The 14,559-nt window shown below is 32.1% G+C and carries 12 protein-coding genes; 10 read left to right on the top strand and 2 right to left on the bottom strand.

Going from position 1 to position 14,559, the window contains the following annotated elements; genetic code table 11:
• The first annotated feature begins 4 nt into the window (after positions 1–4).
• From BK011_03040 to BK011_03015, 6 genes are all read left to right on the top strand, one after another.
• The gene (locus tag BK011_03040) at positions 5–1,339 is read left to right on the top strand and encodes an exodeoxyribonuclease VII large subunit (GenBank protein ID AUD64700.1); all 1,335 of its coding nucleotides are present in this window, start codon (positions 5–7) and stop codon (positions 1,337–1,339) included.
• Entirely contained in the window at positions 1,339–1,524 is a 186-nt protein-coding gene (locus BK011_03035) for an exodeoxyribonuclease VII small subunit (protein ID AUD64699.1), read from the top strand. The genes BK011_03040 and BK011_03035 overlap by 1 nt, the downstream gene beginning before the upstream one ends.
• A 1-nt stretch (position 1,525) precedes the next feature.
• Positions 1,526–3,349 (top strand): 1-deoxy-D-xylulose-5-phosphate synthase, encoded by a 1,824-nt coding sequence (locus BK011_03030; protein ID AUD64698.1) that lies wholly within the window; start codon positions 1,526–1,528, stop codon positions 3,347–3,349.
• Positions 3,349–4,092 (top strand): hypothetical protein, encoded by a 744-nt coding sequence (locus BK011_03025; GenBank protein AUD64697.1) that lies wholly within the window; start codon positions 3,349–3,351, stop codon positions 4,090–4,092. The genes BK011_03030 and BK011_03025 overlap by 1 nt, the downstream gene beginning before the upstream one ends.
• Positions 4,086–5,735 (top strand): DNA repair protein RecN, encoded by a 1,650-nt coding sequence (locus BK011_03020; protein AUD64696.1) that lies wholly within the window; start codon positions 4,086–4,088, stop codon positions 5,733–5,735. The genes BK011_03025 and BK011_03020 overlap by 7 nt, the downstream gene beginning before the upstream one ends.
• Positions 5,736–6,009: 274 nt before the next feature.
• Positions 6,010–7,149 (top strand): hypothetical protein, encoded by a 1,140-nt coding sequence (locus BK011_03015; GenBank protein ID AUD64695.1) that lies wholly within the window; start codon positions 6,010–6,012, stop codon positions 7,147–7,149.
• A gap of 32 nt (positions 7,150–7,181) precedes the next feature.
• Here BK011_03015 and BK011_03010 read toward each other — a convergent pair whose 3' ends face one another.
• The gene (locus tag BK011_03010) at positions 7,182–8,108 is read right to left on the bottom strand and encodes a 4-hydroxy-3-methylbut-2-enyl diphosphate reductase (protein AUD64694.1); all 927 of its coding nucleotides are present in this window, start codon (positions 8,106–8,108) and stop codon (positions 7,182–7,184) included.
• Positions 8,109–8,195: 87 nt separating this feature from the next.
• Here BK011_03010 and BK011_03005 point away from each other — a divergent pair, with 87 nt between their 5' ends.
• Positions 8,196–9,437 (top strand): hypothetical protein, encoded by a 1,242-nt coding sequence (locus tag BK011_03005; protein AUD64693.1) that lies wholly within the window; start codon positions 8,196–8,198, stop codon positions 9,435–9,437.
• Positions 9,421–10,308 (top strand): deoxyribonuclease IV, encoded by an 888-nt coding sequence (locus BK011_03000; protein AUD64692.1) that lies wholly within the window; start codon positions 9,421–9,423, stop codon positions 10,306–10,308. Before BK011_03005 ends, BK011_03000 begins: the two co-directional genes overlap by 17 nt.
• Positions 10,309–10,383: 75 nt before the next feature.
• On the opposite strand, the gene BK011_02995 is transcribed toward BK011_03000, so the two are convergent.
• Positions 10,384–11,808, bottom strand: coding sequence for a hypothetical protein (locus tag BK011_02995; protein ID AUD64691.1), 1,425 nt, complete (start codon positions 11,806–11,808; stop codon positions 10,384–10,386).
• Between the two features lie 133 nt (positions 11,809–11,941).
• Between BK011_02995 and BK011_02990 the strand changes: the two genes are divergently transcribed.
• Together BK011_02990 and BK011_02985 are read left to right on the top strand one after the other, a co-directional pair.
• Positions 11,942–13,207, top strand: coding sequence for an adenylosuccinate synthase (locus tag BK011_02990; protein AUD64690.1), 1,266 nt, complete (start codon positions 11,942–11,944; stop codon positions 13,205–13,207).
• 12 nt (positions 13,208–13,219) lie between these two features.
• Positions 13,220–14,509 carry an adenylosuccinate lyase gene (locus BK011_02985; protein ID AUD64689.1) on the top strand — a complete coding sequence of 430 codons (1,290 nt, stop codon included), beginning with the start codon at positions 13,220–13,222 and terminating at the stop codon, positions 14,507–14,509.
• Positions 14,510–14,559 lie beyond the last annotated feature (50 nt).

Below are 14,559 nucleotides of genomic sequence, written 5' to 3'. Positions count from 1 at the left end.
ATAGTTGAATCATCCAGTATATTTAACTGTCACTGCATTAACTAAATATATCAAGGTAAAACTTGAACAAGATAAGCATTTAACGCATATCTTAATTAAAGGTGAAGTCTCCAATTTTAAGCGTCATAGTCGGGGGCATTTTTACTTTACTTTAAAAGATGAAGGTGCATCTATTAGCTGTATCATGTTTTCAAGAGATACGATGGATGTGAGCTTCGAACCTAAAGAAGGCGATCATGTTTTAATTGAAGGACGTATGAGCGTTTATGAGCCAAGCGGTTCATACAGCATACAAGTAAAATCATTAAAGCTTGATGGCATAGGTGAGTTATACTTAAAATATGAAAAACTAAAGAAAGAACTGGAAGAAAAAGGTTATTTTGATCAAGCACATAAAAAACCAATTCCAAAATTCCCTAAAAAAATTGGAGTTATCACATCTCCTACAGGTGCTGTGATCCAAGATATTACAAACACAGTAACAAGAAGATATATGTTATGTGAGATTCATTTATACCCAGCACTTGTTCAAGGCCCTGGTTCTAGTGAAAGTATTAGAAATCAAATTTTACTAGCAAATAAAAAGAATGAAGTTGATGTTTTAATCGTTGGTCGTGGCGGTGGATCCATTGAAGACCTTTGGGGTTTTAATGAACTACCAACCATAGAAGCCATCTACAACTCAGAAATACCTATTATTACAGCGATTGGGCATGAAACTGATTTTACTCTATCAGATTTTGTAGGTGACTTAAGAGCGCCAACACCCACAGCAGCTGCAGAACTAGCGACACCTAATAAAGTAGATTTAATAGAAAAAATTAATGATTACAAATATCAAAATCAAAAAAATATGTTAGATTTTATAGAATTTTATCAAACAAAGATTCTTCATCTTGATCAAAGCTTAGAGAGAGTTTCTCCATTATCTAGATTGGATCAATATAAAAAAGATATATCAAAGCTTGATGATTTATTATCACTTCACATGACATCTTATATTGGTAATCAAAGGGTAGTTCTTGATAAACTTACTCAAAAAATGAAACATCCCCAAGATAAAATTGATTATTATAAAGAGAAGTTAGATTTAATAGATGGTTCACTAAATAGAAATATCCAACATGTTTATGAGTATAAAGTAGGTCGATTTGATGCACTGAAAAATGCTCTTAATGCACTATCTCCGTTATTGCTCATGGATAAAGGATATGCGATGATTAAAAAAGATCAACATGTACTTACTACGATTGATGATGTACATATGGATGATGATATCGAAATTGAACTACAAGATGGTTATATATACACTAAAGTAAAAGGAAAGAAGGAAAAATAATGGCTGAAAAATCATTTGAAACATTATTAAAAGAATTGGAACAAGTCGTAAAAGATTTGGAAAATAAGGATATACCACTCGATGAAGCAGTTAAAAAATATCAATTAGGACTAGAATTATCTAAAGCTTGTTACGAAATGCTAGAAAGTGCTGAAAAGTTAGTTGTTAAGGAGATTAAATCTTAAGATGAATCTTTTGGACATAAAAGATCCTTCATTTTTAAAAGATTTATCACTTAAAGAACTTGAAGCATTAGCAATAGATATTCGAACATTTTTAATTGATTCAATCGAAAAAACAGGTGGTCACCTAAGTTCAAATTTAGGTACAGTCGAACTGATTATTGCGTTACATCATGTGTTTAATAGCCCTGATGACGCAATCATTTTTGACGTAGGTCATCAAGCATATACACATAAGATTTTAACAGGCAGAGCGAAACATTTTGATACTTTAAGACAAACACATGGTTTGTCTGGATATATTAATTATAAAGAATCTATTCATGATCTTTGGGAAAGCGGACATGCAGGTACTGCACTATCTGCCCTTTACGGCATTTTATATGCAAAATCTCTTAAAGGAGAAAAAGGGGAAGGGATTGCTGTTGTTGGTGATGCATCCATTATGAATGGAATGAGTACTGAAGCGTTAAACCTATTAGGTAATGATGCTAAGCAGCGAGGGATCATCATTCTAAACGATAATCAAATGAGTATATCTAAAAGCGTAGGTTCGATATCAAGAGCACTTACAAGATTTAGAAGTAATCATTTTGTTATTAAGTCAAAAAGATTTTGGCATAGAGTTTTACCAGAATTTTTGATTAGAATTTTAAGTCGAATCAAAAGAAGTATAAGAACATTATTACAAAGGAAAAATATATTTGAAGATTTAGGATATATGTATATTGGACCTATAGATGGTCATGATTTAAAGAGTTTAATTTATCATTTAAAACGGATTAAACGTATCAAAGAAAGTATTGTCCTTCATATCATTACTGATAAAGGAAAAGGACATAAAGATGCTGAAAATGATATCGTTGGTACATACCATGGGGTATCTAAAAAAGATCAAGGCAATAAAGCTGGAATTTCATGGAGTGAATGTATCGCGGTTGGTTTAGATAAGTTGCAAGATGTCGAAAAAACATTTGTAATTATGCCTGCAATGACTGTGGGAGCTAAGATGATAGATTTTGAAAAGAAATACCCTGATCGTTATTTGGATATTGGTATTGCTGAAGAACATGGTGCATCCATGGCTGCCATGATGGCACATCAAGGGATTAAAGTATTTTATCCTTTATATGCTACGTTTAGCCAAAGAGCATTTGATCAAATCTTAAATGATATTTCAAGATCTGATCATCATGTTGTCTTTGGAGTTGACCGTGCAGGTATCGTTGGTGAAGATGGATCGACCCATCAAGGATTGTTTGATGTATCCATGTTTAACTTAATGCCAAATATGGTTATAACTATGCCATATGATGCTAAAGAAGCTTTTAATCTTTTATATTATGGGTTTATGAAACAGTCGCACCCGTTTGTGATTAGATATCCAAGAGGTGTTGTTGAGTTTGATAAAACGATGGATGTAACATTTGATGATATCAAACCGACTTGGACTTATCACAAAAAAGGGAATGAAGACATAGTTTTAATCAGTTATGGACCAAGTCTGGATTTGTTGTCTCAAGCGAGTGATCAATTAGGTGTTGATGCAACCATCATTAACGCAAGATTTATTAAGCCAATCGATGAAAACATGTTAAAAAACATATTTAGTAAAGATGTAAAAGTATTAGTTTATGAGGAAGTATCTAATATTGGTGGACTTTATCCACAAATATTAAGATACATGGCTAAACATGAACACCATCATAAAATTTTAGAGATGTCAATTACTGATCAAGTTGTCGAACACGGACATTATAACGATATGTTGAAAGCTTGTCATATGGATATAGATAGTATAGTCAAAAAGATAAAGGAACTGATTTAATGAGGCTTGATGTATATTTGCTAGAACAACATTATGTAAAATCAAGATCTCAGGCCACGGATTTCATTAAACGTGGTCTTGTTTCTATCAATGGTGAAGTTGTTTTAAAACCTGGTTATAAGATAAAAGAAGATGATTTGATAAAAATCGAAGAAGAAAAACACTTTGTAAGTCGTGCAGGAGAAAAATTATTTTATGCACTTATCGACTTTAAGATATCACTTCTTGATAAAGTTATCATAGATGTTGGTTCTTCTACAGGTGGATTTACTGATTGTAGTATTCAAGAAGGTGCAAAATTAGTGTATGCTTATGATGTAGGTACAAATCAAATGGATTTTCTCTTAAGGAATCATCCGAAAATAAGACTATTTGAACAAACTAATTTTTTAGATGTAGAAGTCGTTGATGCAGACGTTTGTCTGATTGATGTATCGTTTACATCGATCTTACCAATCATCAAGCATTTACAAGGCTTCAAAGGTGAAATGATCTGTTTAATCAAACCTCAGTTTGAAGCTGGACATAATAAGTTCAAGGGTGTAATAAAAGATAAAAAAGATATTGAACATATCTTAAAAAATGTTTTACAAGAGATTAGAAGTTATGGATTTCATTTAGTAGGTTTAAAAAAGGCGCATTTAAAGGGCAAAAAAGGAAATCAAGAATTTGTTCTTTATATGAATAGCATTAAAACAAATGATTTAAACATTAAAGATGTTGTTGGAGAGGTTATATGCTAAAATCCTTAAAAGTGAGTCATTTCGCTTTGATTGACGATTTAGAAATTGAGTTTAACGATGGATTAACTGCACTAACAGGTGAAACTGGTGCTGGTAAAACGATTATTTTAGAGTCTTTACATCTATTGTTTGGTAAAAGAAGCGACCAACAAATGATTAGATATGGCGAGTCAAAAGCCGTTGTTGTTGGGACTTTTCACTTGCCTAAAGATAAACAAGAAATATTAGGGTTAGATGAAGAAATCACAGTTAGAAGAGAAATCGATGCGAATTCTAGACATGTGATGAAAATTAATGATGAAGTCGTTACTTTGAATAGATTAAAAGAAGTCATGTCAATATTAGGAAATATCCATTCACAAAATGACTCAATGACACTTTTTGATCGCAATTACTACTTAACATTTATCGATCAAGTAGATTCTAAAAAAGTAGATGAACATTTAAATCATTATCTCATTAAAAGAAGTAAATTTTTAGATCAAAAGAAAGCCTTTGAACAGTTGAAAAATAAGAAGGAAGCATCTGTTGAGAAAGAATCATTTCTCGCATATCAAATCAAAGAGTTGGAAGGCTATAATTTAGTACCTGATGAAAAATTACATCTTGAAGAAGAACTAAACAAGCTCAAAAACTACGATAAGATTATGAACGAACTACAAATCGCATATACGTTTTTAGATGGAGAAATTTATCAAATTGATCATATATATGACGCATCATCAGCACTTGATAAAATCAAGCACCTAGATGAATCTTATCAAGATATGGCGGATAGACTATCCTCTAGTTATTATGAGATTGATGATGTGAAATCAAGGATTTATCAACAAATAGAAAGTCTTGATTTTGATCAAGACCGCTTTAATTTGATGCAAGAACGTCATTTTGAACTGATCAAAATTGAGCAAAAGTATCAAAAGGAAATTAACGATTTAATAGATTATTATCATGAGATTAAAAAAGAGTTGCTCATGATTACAGATTATGATGAGTACATCAAAGAAGCAAAAAAAGAGCTCGATGAAGCTTTTTTAGAAGCTTATCAAGCAGGGTTGAAATTAAGAGAACTCAGACAAAAACTTGCCAAAAAGTTATCTAAAGACATGATATTGGAACTTAAAGATTTAGATTTGGAAAAGGCTAGTTTTGATATCGTATTTGATGGTATTGAAAAAGAAGAAAAATATTTGCTTGAATCTGGACTTGATCAAGTAGAATTTATGATATCACTTAATGAAGGTGAACCGATTAAACCGCTTGCTAAAGTTGCTAGTGGTGGTGAGCGTGCACGATTTATGTTTGCATTAAAAAGCATTTACGCTAAATCAAATCAACTGAGTATGCTAGTGCTAGATGAAATCGATATTGGAATTAGCGGGAAAACGGCCGCAAAAGTTGCACAAAAAATGGCAGAACTTTCAAAAGATATGCAACTCATAGTGATTACTCATCTACCACAAGTAGCTGCTAAAGCAGATCATCACTATGGTATTACAAAACATAAAGAAAACAACCGCATGGTCACTCACATTACAAAACTTAACTTAGACCAAAGAATTGAGATGATTGGTATGATGTTAAGTGATGAAAAATTGAGTCATTTTGCGATTGAACAAGCAAAAATGCTATTGAAAAAATAGCTATATAAAGAAAAAAGGTGTTCCCACCTATTTCTTATTCATTAAGCATTACCATTAATGATGGATAAGATAAAACCAACTAAAATTAATCCTACCATTCCAAAAAATAAAACCCATACAACAGCTTTACCCCACCATGTTTCAGTTGGGTTTTTGTAATGATTCTTTTTTGGAGTTGTTGTTTGTTTTTCTTCTGTTTTTGCCATAATATCACCTCGTTTAATTCATCATGGTTTATTATACTATAAAAACGCTTTGAAAGGAAGTCATTTAAATGAAAAACAATGTTAAAATCATTTTTCATATTGATTTAAATGCGTTTTTTTGTAGTTGTGCAATTATTAAGGAACCTTATCTTAAAGATAAAGTCTTTGTTGTTGGTGGGGGTTCATCCATGAGAAAAGGTGTAGTATCTACAGCAAATTATGCTGCTAGAAAACTAGGCATTCATTCAGCAATGAGCGTTAATGATGCTTTGAGCATATATCCTAAACTTGTGATTGTACCTACAGACTTTAGATTATATAAAAAATATTCAAATCACTTTTTTGATTTTTTAAAAAAATATTCAGATTTGATTTTACCTGGTTCGATTGATGAAGCGTATATTGATATGACGAAAGCATCAGAACATAAACATCCCTTAGATTTAGCTAAAGAAATTCAACAAGGCTTATATGATACATATCAGTTGCCATGCTCCATAGGGATTGCTCCAACATTGTTTTTGGCGAAAATGGCTTCAGATCTAAAAAAACCGATGGGTATCACAGTCATTAGAAAAAAAGATATTGTTCAAAAATTATTACCTCTACCAATAAAAGAAATGTTTGGTATTGGTAAAAAAACATATCCAAGACTTATGGATCTAGGAATTATGACGATTGGTGACTTCATTAAAGAAGAGCACAAGCATAAAATACTAACACTCATGTCAGAAAGTTCTTATTTAAGCTATGTCGATCATATTTTAGGTAGAAGTAGTGATGTTATTGATCCTAATCAATATGCACTACCAAAGTCTATTAGTAATGAAACAACACTTAACTATCCAATGGATGAGTTTGACGCAATCATAGATGTCATAAAAGAACAGCTCAATGAATCACATCGAAGATTAGTTAAGGAAGAAATGGTTTGTAAAACTGTAAGCATAAAATTAAAAGATACGAACTTTAATCTTATGACAAGATCCTTTTCTTTCAACGATTATACGGATGATTATGATAAAATCTACGATCAAATCTTAGACCTATTCGAGAAAAATTATGATGGCACTCCAATTAGACTTGCTGGAGCAGGACTATCACAACTTCTTTTAAAAAAAGATTTGAAAATTGACATTAATCTATTTAACTATCAATCCTTTACAAAACGAGAAGAAGCATTTTATAAAAAAAAGGATGAAGCGTAGCAAGCTAAACTAAGTTAGCTTACTTAATCATCCTATAATACATCTGTAACAGATAATTTTGTTTGATGATGCCACGTGTTGGGATCATCTTTTTTATATTGCTTTAAAAAGTCTATGACTTCTTCAGTAACTTTTGTCGGCGTTGATGCACCTGAAGTTACACTAACTGAGGATATATTTTGTAACCAAGATAAATCAATATCTTCAACTCCCCCAATGAGGTAGCTAGGTATATTTTTAGATTTTTTAGAGACTTCAGCAAGCTTATTTGAGTTACTGCTTTTTTGATCACCAACTACAAGCATTAAATCGACTTTTTCTTGATCTAATACAGCTTGTTGTCTAACCGTAGTTGCATTACAAATCTCGTTATCAAAGATATAACTTGGATATTTCGTCTCTATAATAGCTAGTACTGATTGAATATCATACAAGCTTAATGTTGTTTGGTTAGTTACAAAAATCTTATCTCCTAAATCATTTGGAAGAAGCATGGCATCCTTTTCATGTTCAACAAATAAAATCGATGGATCAATATCTAAAATAGCTTCAGGTTCTGGATGATTTCTATGTCCAATATAAATCACTTGATAGCCCTCATCTAGTTTTTGTTTTACTGCTTTATGTACTTTTAAAACATCTCTACAGGTTGCGTTAAGGTATGTCAAGCCTTTTTCTTTTGCACGTTCAATCACTTTATCACTGATGCCATGAGCTGTAAAGATTACAGTTCCTTGATTGACTTGCTCAATCATTTCAAGTCGTGTTTTGCCTTTTTGATCAAGACTAATGACACCATATGCTTTAAATGCTTTTGTGATCTTTTGGTTATGTACAATTTGTCCTAAAACATAGATAGGTCTAGGATAAGATTCGGTTTTAATGACTTTTTTAACGATGGCCATTGCGTTTAAAACACCATGGCAATATCCTCTAGGTGTTAAATCAATTACTTTCATTTTCATCACCAATTCTATTATAACTTAAATATGTTATTTTTAAAGGCAATTTACTTTAGTATGATATAATAACTATGGTGATTTTATATGTATATTAAAGAGAAATTAGAAAATTTAGGATTTAAAACAACAACACCTATTCAAGATGGTGTTTTTGCTGCTATTGACCATAAAAAGCATTTGGTTGGACTTGCACCTACAGGAACAGGTAAAACACATGCTTACCTTTTACCGATTTTAGAAAGATTAGATGTTAATCTTAAGAAAACGCAAGTGGTTATCTTAGTACCAACCAATGAACTTGTTGTTCAAGTTCATCAAATGTTGATGTTAACTGATGATCGCTTTACAGTTAAAGCTTATGAAGCAAGTCGAGACAAGCAAAAAGATGTAGAATGGCTGAGAAAAGCACAGCCACAAATTGTCATCGCAACACCTAACAGATTAAAGTATCTAACTGTTGATGAACAAGCTTTAAGCATCAAAGATGCAAAATATCTTGTTTTAGATGAAGCAGATATGATGTTTGATGAAGAGTTTATGGGTTGGATTGATGGCATTATTGCCATGATGAATAACGCTAAATATCTTTTATTTTCTGCAACCATTACGAAACAAATGGAACCTTTTATTAGAGCATATTTTGGCACATATGATTTGATTGACACATCTAAATCACATGAGTTAGATATTGAGTATCAATTGATCAATATTAAACATCAAGATCGACTTGAAAGTTTAAAGAAAGTCATTAAACATATTAATCCATATGTATGTTTTATCTTTGTGAGTAAGAAGGAGAATCAAGATCTAGTTTATGAGTCATTATACGAGTTAGGTCTTAATGTCGTTAATTTCCAATCAAGCTTAGGCATTAAACGTAGAAAGCAAATCATTGATGAAATCAAACATATGAAATATCAGTATGTTGTTACCTCTGATTTAGCAGCACGAGGTCTTGATTTCAAGATTTCACACGTAATTCATTTTGATTTACCGCATCATTTAGAGTTCTTTATGCATAGAAGTGGTAGAACTGGTAGAATGTACGATTCTGGTATCGTTATTACGTTTTTAAATGTTGATGATCATCGTCGTATTGATAAACTGAGAAAACTCGTAGATTTTAAAGAGTATCAATTAACACCAGAGGGTTTAATTGAAAAAGTAAGTAAAAAAAGACCCTTGTCAGAAGCTGAAAAAAATGCAATCAAATCGGTTAAAAAACCTAAAAAGGTAAAACCTAACTATAAAAAGAAAAATAAAGAACAAGTCACAAAAGCTAAAAAACAAGCGAGAAGGAGAGAACTTTATGATCAAAATAGGTAGCCATGTTTCTATGTCAGGAGACGATATGTATTTAGGTTCAGTTAAAGAAGCCTTAAGTTATAACGCTAATGCACTGATGATATATACAGGTGCTCCTCAAAATACGATTCGTAAAAAAATGGATCAATTAAAAGCTAAAGAAGCTTTAGCATATATGGATGAAGTAGGGTTTGATATAAACGCAGTTGTTGTTCATGCACCTTATATTATGAATCTAGCAAATCCGAGTGCAGAAAAAAGAGATTTCGCAGTCCGTTTCTTAACTGAAGAAATTAAAAGAACTGCATTTATGGGTGCTACTCAAATTGTTCTACATCCAGGTAGTGCAGTAGGAAAAGATAGAGAAGAAGCGATTAGATGGATTGCAGAAGGTTTAAACAAAGTGATTGAAAACACAAAAGATTTAACCGTTAAAATCGCACTTGAAACGATGGCAGGTAAAGGTAATGAAGTTGGAAAAACGTTTGAAGAGTTAAAGTCAATCATCAACCTTGTTGAGCATAAAGAACGCTTGAGTGTTTGTTTTGACACATGTCACACACACGATGCTGGATATGATATTAAAAATGATTTTGAAGGTGTGATTAAACATTTTGATGAAGTCGTTGGTAAAGAGATGATATCCGTTTTTCATATCAATGATAGTAAAAATGTACAAGGTGCAGCTAAAGATAGACACGAGAATTTAGGCTTTGGCTATTTGGGATTCGATGCGTTATTAAAAGTAATATATCATCCAGATTTCCTAGATGTGCCAAAAATATTGGAAACGCCTTATATCGATAAAAAAGCACCATATTTAGAAGAAATTGAAATGGTTAGACAAAAGACTTTTGATCCTGACTTAAAAACAAAAATTGAGCAAAAATAAATAATGGGCAAGGCTGAATACAGATTCAGTCCTGCCCATTTTTTGTTATAAAAAAGCATAAAGCATAATTATGATTTAAGTGTTCATAATATGATTATATAAAGCCTCATATTGACTTGCCATTCTAGATACAGAATATCTGATGTGCATAGCTTGTTGAATCATGTTATCAAAATCTTCTTGATTATTGTGATATAAATCAAGTGCCTGATCGATGGCTTCTCTTAAATCGTCTTTATGATAGTTTTTAAAAGTGAATCCTACACCCACACCACTAAATTTATTGTATGGTGTAACAGTATCTTTTAAACCACCGGTTTCTCTAACTATTGGTAATGAGCCATATTTCATTGCGATCATGTGATTTAAACCGCAAGGTTCAAATAGGCTTGGAAGTAAGAATAAGTCACTTGAAGCATATATTTTTTGTTCGAGTGATACATCAAACCCTTCTTTATAGTAGACGTATTCCGGATATTTCTTTTGAAGTTTCATGAAATAAGATTCGTATAAAGCATCTCCTGAACCAACAACGATTAAATATAACGCTCCAATCTTTAAATAATCATCCAACACTTCCATCATGATATCAATCCCTTTTTGGCGTGCAAATCTATGGATGAATGAAACAATTGGAATATTTTGTTCTTCTTTAAGATTTAAATCTTTTAGTAATGCTCTACGGTTAATCTTCTTTCCAATTGAAAATGTATTTTCATCATAACCTTGATATATGTGCTCATTATTTTTTGGATTATAAAGTTCATCGTCAAAACCGTTCAATATACCATGTAAATCGTTTTTTCTTGATTTTAGTGGCCCCTCAAGTGAGAATCCGTAAAAACGAGTTAGGATCTCATCCTTATAGTTTTCAGAAACTGTGTTAATCGCATTAGCACGCATAATACCACATTTTAAAAAGTTAACTTGATTCATATGGATGTAAGTGAAATTTTTATGATTAAATAGTTTTTCAACTTCTAACCCATATGCACCTTGTTTTTCTAAGTTGTGGATGGATAATAATGTCTTGATTTTATTGAACTCATCATTTTGCTGTCTATAAAAGACATCTAGGAAAAATGGTACTAAGCTCGTTTGCCAATCATTTGAATGGATTAAATCCGGATAATCTTGTGTAAGTCTTACATACTCTAAAATTGCAAAATTAAAAAAAGTAAATCTTTCAGGATCATCATCATGACCGTAGTACTTAGATTTTGAGTAGTAAGTATCATGACCAACGAAAACATAGGTTAAGTGATCATAAGTTGTTTCATAGAAGGTTGCAACTTCTTCACGATTATCCATCTTAATTGTTGCTTGTCCTATATGTTTAAAACTTTCTTTTTGTGAGGCTATTTTTTTGTACAAAGGCGTAATGATTTTGATTTTATGCCCTTTTTTTGATAGTGCTTTTGGTAAAGCATAACTAACGTCAGCTAAGCCCCCTGATTTACTGAACGGATGTGCTTCACCACTACAAAATAGTATATTCATATGTTATCACCTAAACCAATTATACTTGAGATTTGATAATTTAACAAGAAGAGAGTTCATATGATTTTTGTTCTATCAAAAAGTTGTAAAAATGTTATAATAAGCCTGTAAGAAAATTAATAAGGGGATACATATGAAAAGACTTGTTATTGTAGGAACACAATGGGGAGATGAAGGTAAAGGTAAAATCACAGATTATTTAGCTCAAAAAGCTGATGTTGTCTGTAGGTATCAAGGTGGAAACAATGCTGGCCATACTGTGGTCTTTGATGGAAAGAAGTATAGTCTACATCTTTTGCCATCGGGCATTTTGAACCCAAGAATTGAAAATGTAATGGCAAATGGAATGGTCATTAATCCAAAAGCATTTCATGATGAGATTAAAAAAGTTGAATCTTTCAACTTATATATTTCAGATCGTGCACATGTCGTATTTCCATATCATATTGAGTTAGATAAAGCTTATGAATCTGATAAAAAGGATGTTAAGATTGGTACAACACATAAGGGGATTGGACCGACTTATACAGATAAAAGTGCAAGGATTGGAATGAGAGTATCGAGTTTTATTCATGAAGATAAGTTTCGTGAAGAACTTAAGCATTTGGTTGAATTAAAGAATAAAGAACTTAAGCATTATGGTAAAGATTTGATTGATTTTGATCAAGTTTATCAAGAATATAAAGGTTATGCAGATTTAATGAGACCTTACGTAACTGATACATCTTATCTATTAAACCAATATATTGAAGATGATAAAAAGATTTTGTTTGAAGGTGCTCAAGGTGTGATGCTTTGCCTTGATCATGGGACATATCCATATGTTACATCATCATCACCAACAGCTTCATCAGTACCTGTAAACACAGGCATTGCCCCATGGCTAATTGAGGGTGCAATCGGTGTGACTAAAGCATATTCAACACGTGTTGGTGAAGGCTTTATGCCAACAGAAATAAAAGATGAACTTGGTGATGAAATCAGAGTTAGGGGCAATGAGTTTGGCACAACAACAGGTAGACCAAGACGTATTGGTTGGCTTGATACTGTTGTTTTAAGACACACAAAAAGAGTCAGTGGTCTTTCATATTTGGCAGTGACGCTTTTAGATGTCTTATCAGGGGTTGATGAACTCAAAGTTTGTGTAAGTTACACATTAGATGGTAAAGAAATTGATTATGTTCCTGCAGATATTGATGATTTTATGAGATGTGAGCCTAATTACATTACATTAGATGGATGGTCTGATGATATAACTGGAGTTAAGCATTTTGATGAGCTTCCAGTAGCTGCAAAAAATTATTTAAAAACATTAAGTGAACTGGTAAAAGTTGAAATTGCAATCTTCTCAGTAGGTCCTGACCGTAATCAAACCATATTAGTAAAAGATGTTTTTTAAAAGGAGCTTCCTATGATTGAAAGATATCAAAGAAAAGAAATGAAACTTATTTGGAATGATAAACATAAATTTAATGCATATTTAAAAGTTGAGTTAGCAGCAAGCTATGCTTGGATGAAACTCGGTCTTTTTGATGAGCATACGTATCAAAAAATCACGAAAGCCTCATTCAAAATTAAAGACATTTTAGAGATTGAAAAAGAAACGAAGCATGATGTGATTGCGTTTACTCAAGCGGTGAAAAAATCTTTGGGTGAAGAAAAGAAGTATCTTCATTATGGGCTTACATCAACAGATGTTGTGGATAGTGCATATGGTTTACTTCTAAAACAAGCCAATAAACTCATTAAAAAAGATATACAATTAATGATGGAAGTGTTAAAAGAGAAGGCATATCTTTATAAAGACACACCAATCATGGGTAGAACACATGGTATGCATGCTGAAGTCACAAGTTTTGGGTTAAAATTTGCATTATGGTATGAAGATTTTAAACGTTTATATCAAGGCTTTATCGAAGCTTCTAAATTGGTTGAAGTGTGTAAAATCAGTGGTGCTGTTGGTAATTATGCTGCAAACACTCCAGAATTAGAACGCATTGCAAGCAAAAAACTTGGACTTAAAGCAGCAAATATTTCAACACAAACCCTACAAAGAGACAGACACGCTAGATACATACATCAACTTGCATTAATTGCTGCAGAGATTGAAAAGATTGCTGTTGAAATCAGACACCTATCTAGAAGTGAAGTTAGAGAAGTCAGTGAATTTTTCGATGTCAATCAAAAGGGATCATCTGCTATGCCTCATAAGAAAAATCCAATAAGTAGCGAAAACGTTTCAGGCCTTGCAAGAATACTGAAGGGTCATGTAACTGCAAGTATGGATAACATTGCCTTATGGCATGAAAGAGATATCTCACATTCATCTGTTGAAAGAATCATTTTAGTGGATGCGACAACACTTGTCGATTATATGCTAAACAGATATAGTGATACATTAAAAAAACTCATCGTTTATCCAGAAAACATGATGAGAAACATTGAGTTAACACATGGCAGTATACATGCACAACATGTACTTCATCATTTGATTGATCAAGGGATGGACCGTGATCAAGCATATAACATCATTCAAAAACTGGCATATCAATCGATTGAAAATCACCAATCGTTTGAAGCACTCGTTTTAGAGGATGAAAGTATTAAAAAATATATTGTAAAAGAAGATATAACGCGCATGTTTGATGTAAAAACTTACCTTAAATATGTCGATGTTATCTTTGATAAAGTATTTTCATAAAAGATTGGTTCAAATACTGAAAATATGCTTTATTTTCATTGATAAACCAT

The organism is Tenericutes bacterium MZ-XQ (assembly GCA_002838205.1).
GTDB lineage: Bacteria > Bacillota_I > Bacilli_A > Acholeplasmatales > Acholeplasmataceae > Mariniplasma.
Note: the sequence above shows the minus strand (reverse complement) of the source record. Positions and strands in the feature narration are given on the sequence as shown.

What these genes read in the sequence shown, in the direction of transcription:
- BK011_03035 (AUD64699.1), top strand. Translation starts at nt 1,339, where the DNA reads ATGGCTGAAAAATCATTTGAAACATTATTAAAAGAATTGGAACAAGTC.
- BK011_03030 (AUD64698.1), top strand. Translation starts at nt 1,526, where the DNA reads ATGAATCTTTTGGACATAAAAGATCCTTCATTTTTAAAAGATTTATCA.
- BK011_03025 (AUD64697.1), top strand. Translation starts at nt 3,349, where the DNA reads ATGAGGCTTGATGTATATTTGCTAGAACAACATTATGTAAAATCAAGA.
- BK011_03020 (AUD64696.1), top strand. Translation starts at nt 4,086, where the DNA reads ATGCTAAAATCCTTAAAAGTGAGTCATTTCGCTTTGATTGACGATTTA.
- BK011_03015 (AUD64695.1), top strand. Translation starts at nt 6,010, where the DNA reads ATGAAAAACAATGTTAAAATCATTTTTCATATTGATTTAAATGCGTTT.
- BK011_03010 (AUD64694.1), bottom strand. Translation starts at nt 8,108, where the DNA reads ATGAAAGTAATTGATTTAACACCTAGAGGATATTGCCATGGTGTTTTA.
- BK011_03005 (AUD64693.1), top strand. Translation starts at nt 8,196, where the DNA reads ATGTATATTAAAGAGAAATTAGAAAATTTAGGATTTAAAACAACAACA.
- BK011_03000 (AUD64692.1), top strand. Translation starts at nt 9,421, where the DNA reads ATGATCAAAATAGGTAGCCATGTTTCTATGTCAGGAGACGATATGTAT.
- BK011_02995 (AUD64691.1), bottom strand. Translation starts at nt 11,808, where the DNA reads ATGAATATACTATTTTGTAGTGGTGAAGCACATCCGTTCAGTAAATCA.
- BK011_02990 (AUD64690.1), top strand. Translation starts at nt 11,942, where the DNA reads ATGAAAAGACTTGTTATTGTAGGAACACAATGGGGAGATGAAGGTAAA.
- BK011_02985 (AUD64689.1), top strand. Translation starts at nt 13,220, where the DNA reads ATGATTGAAAGATATCAAAGAAAAGAAATGAAACTTATTTGGAATGAT.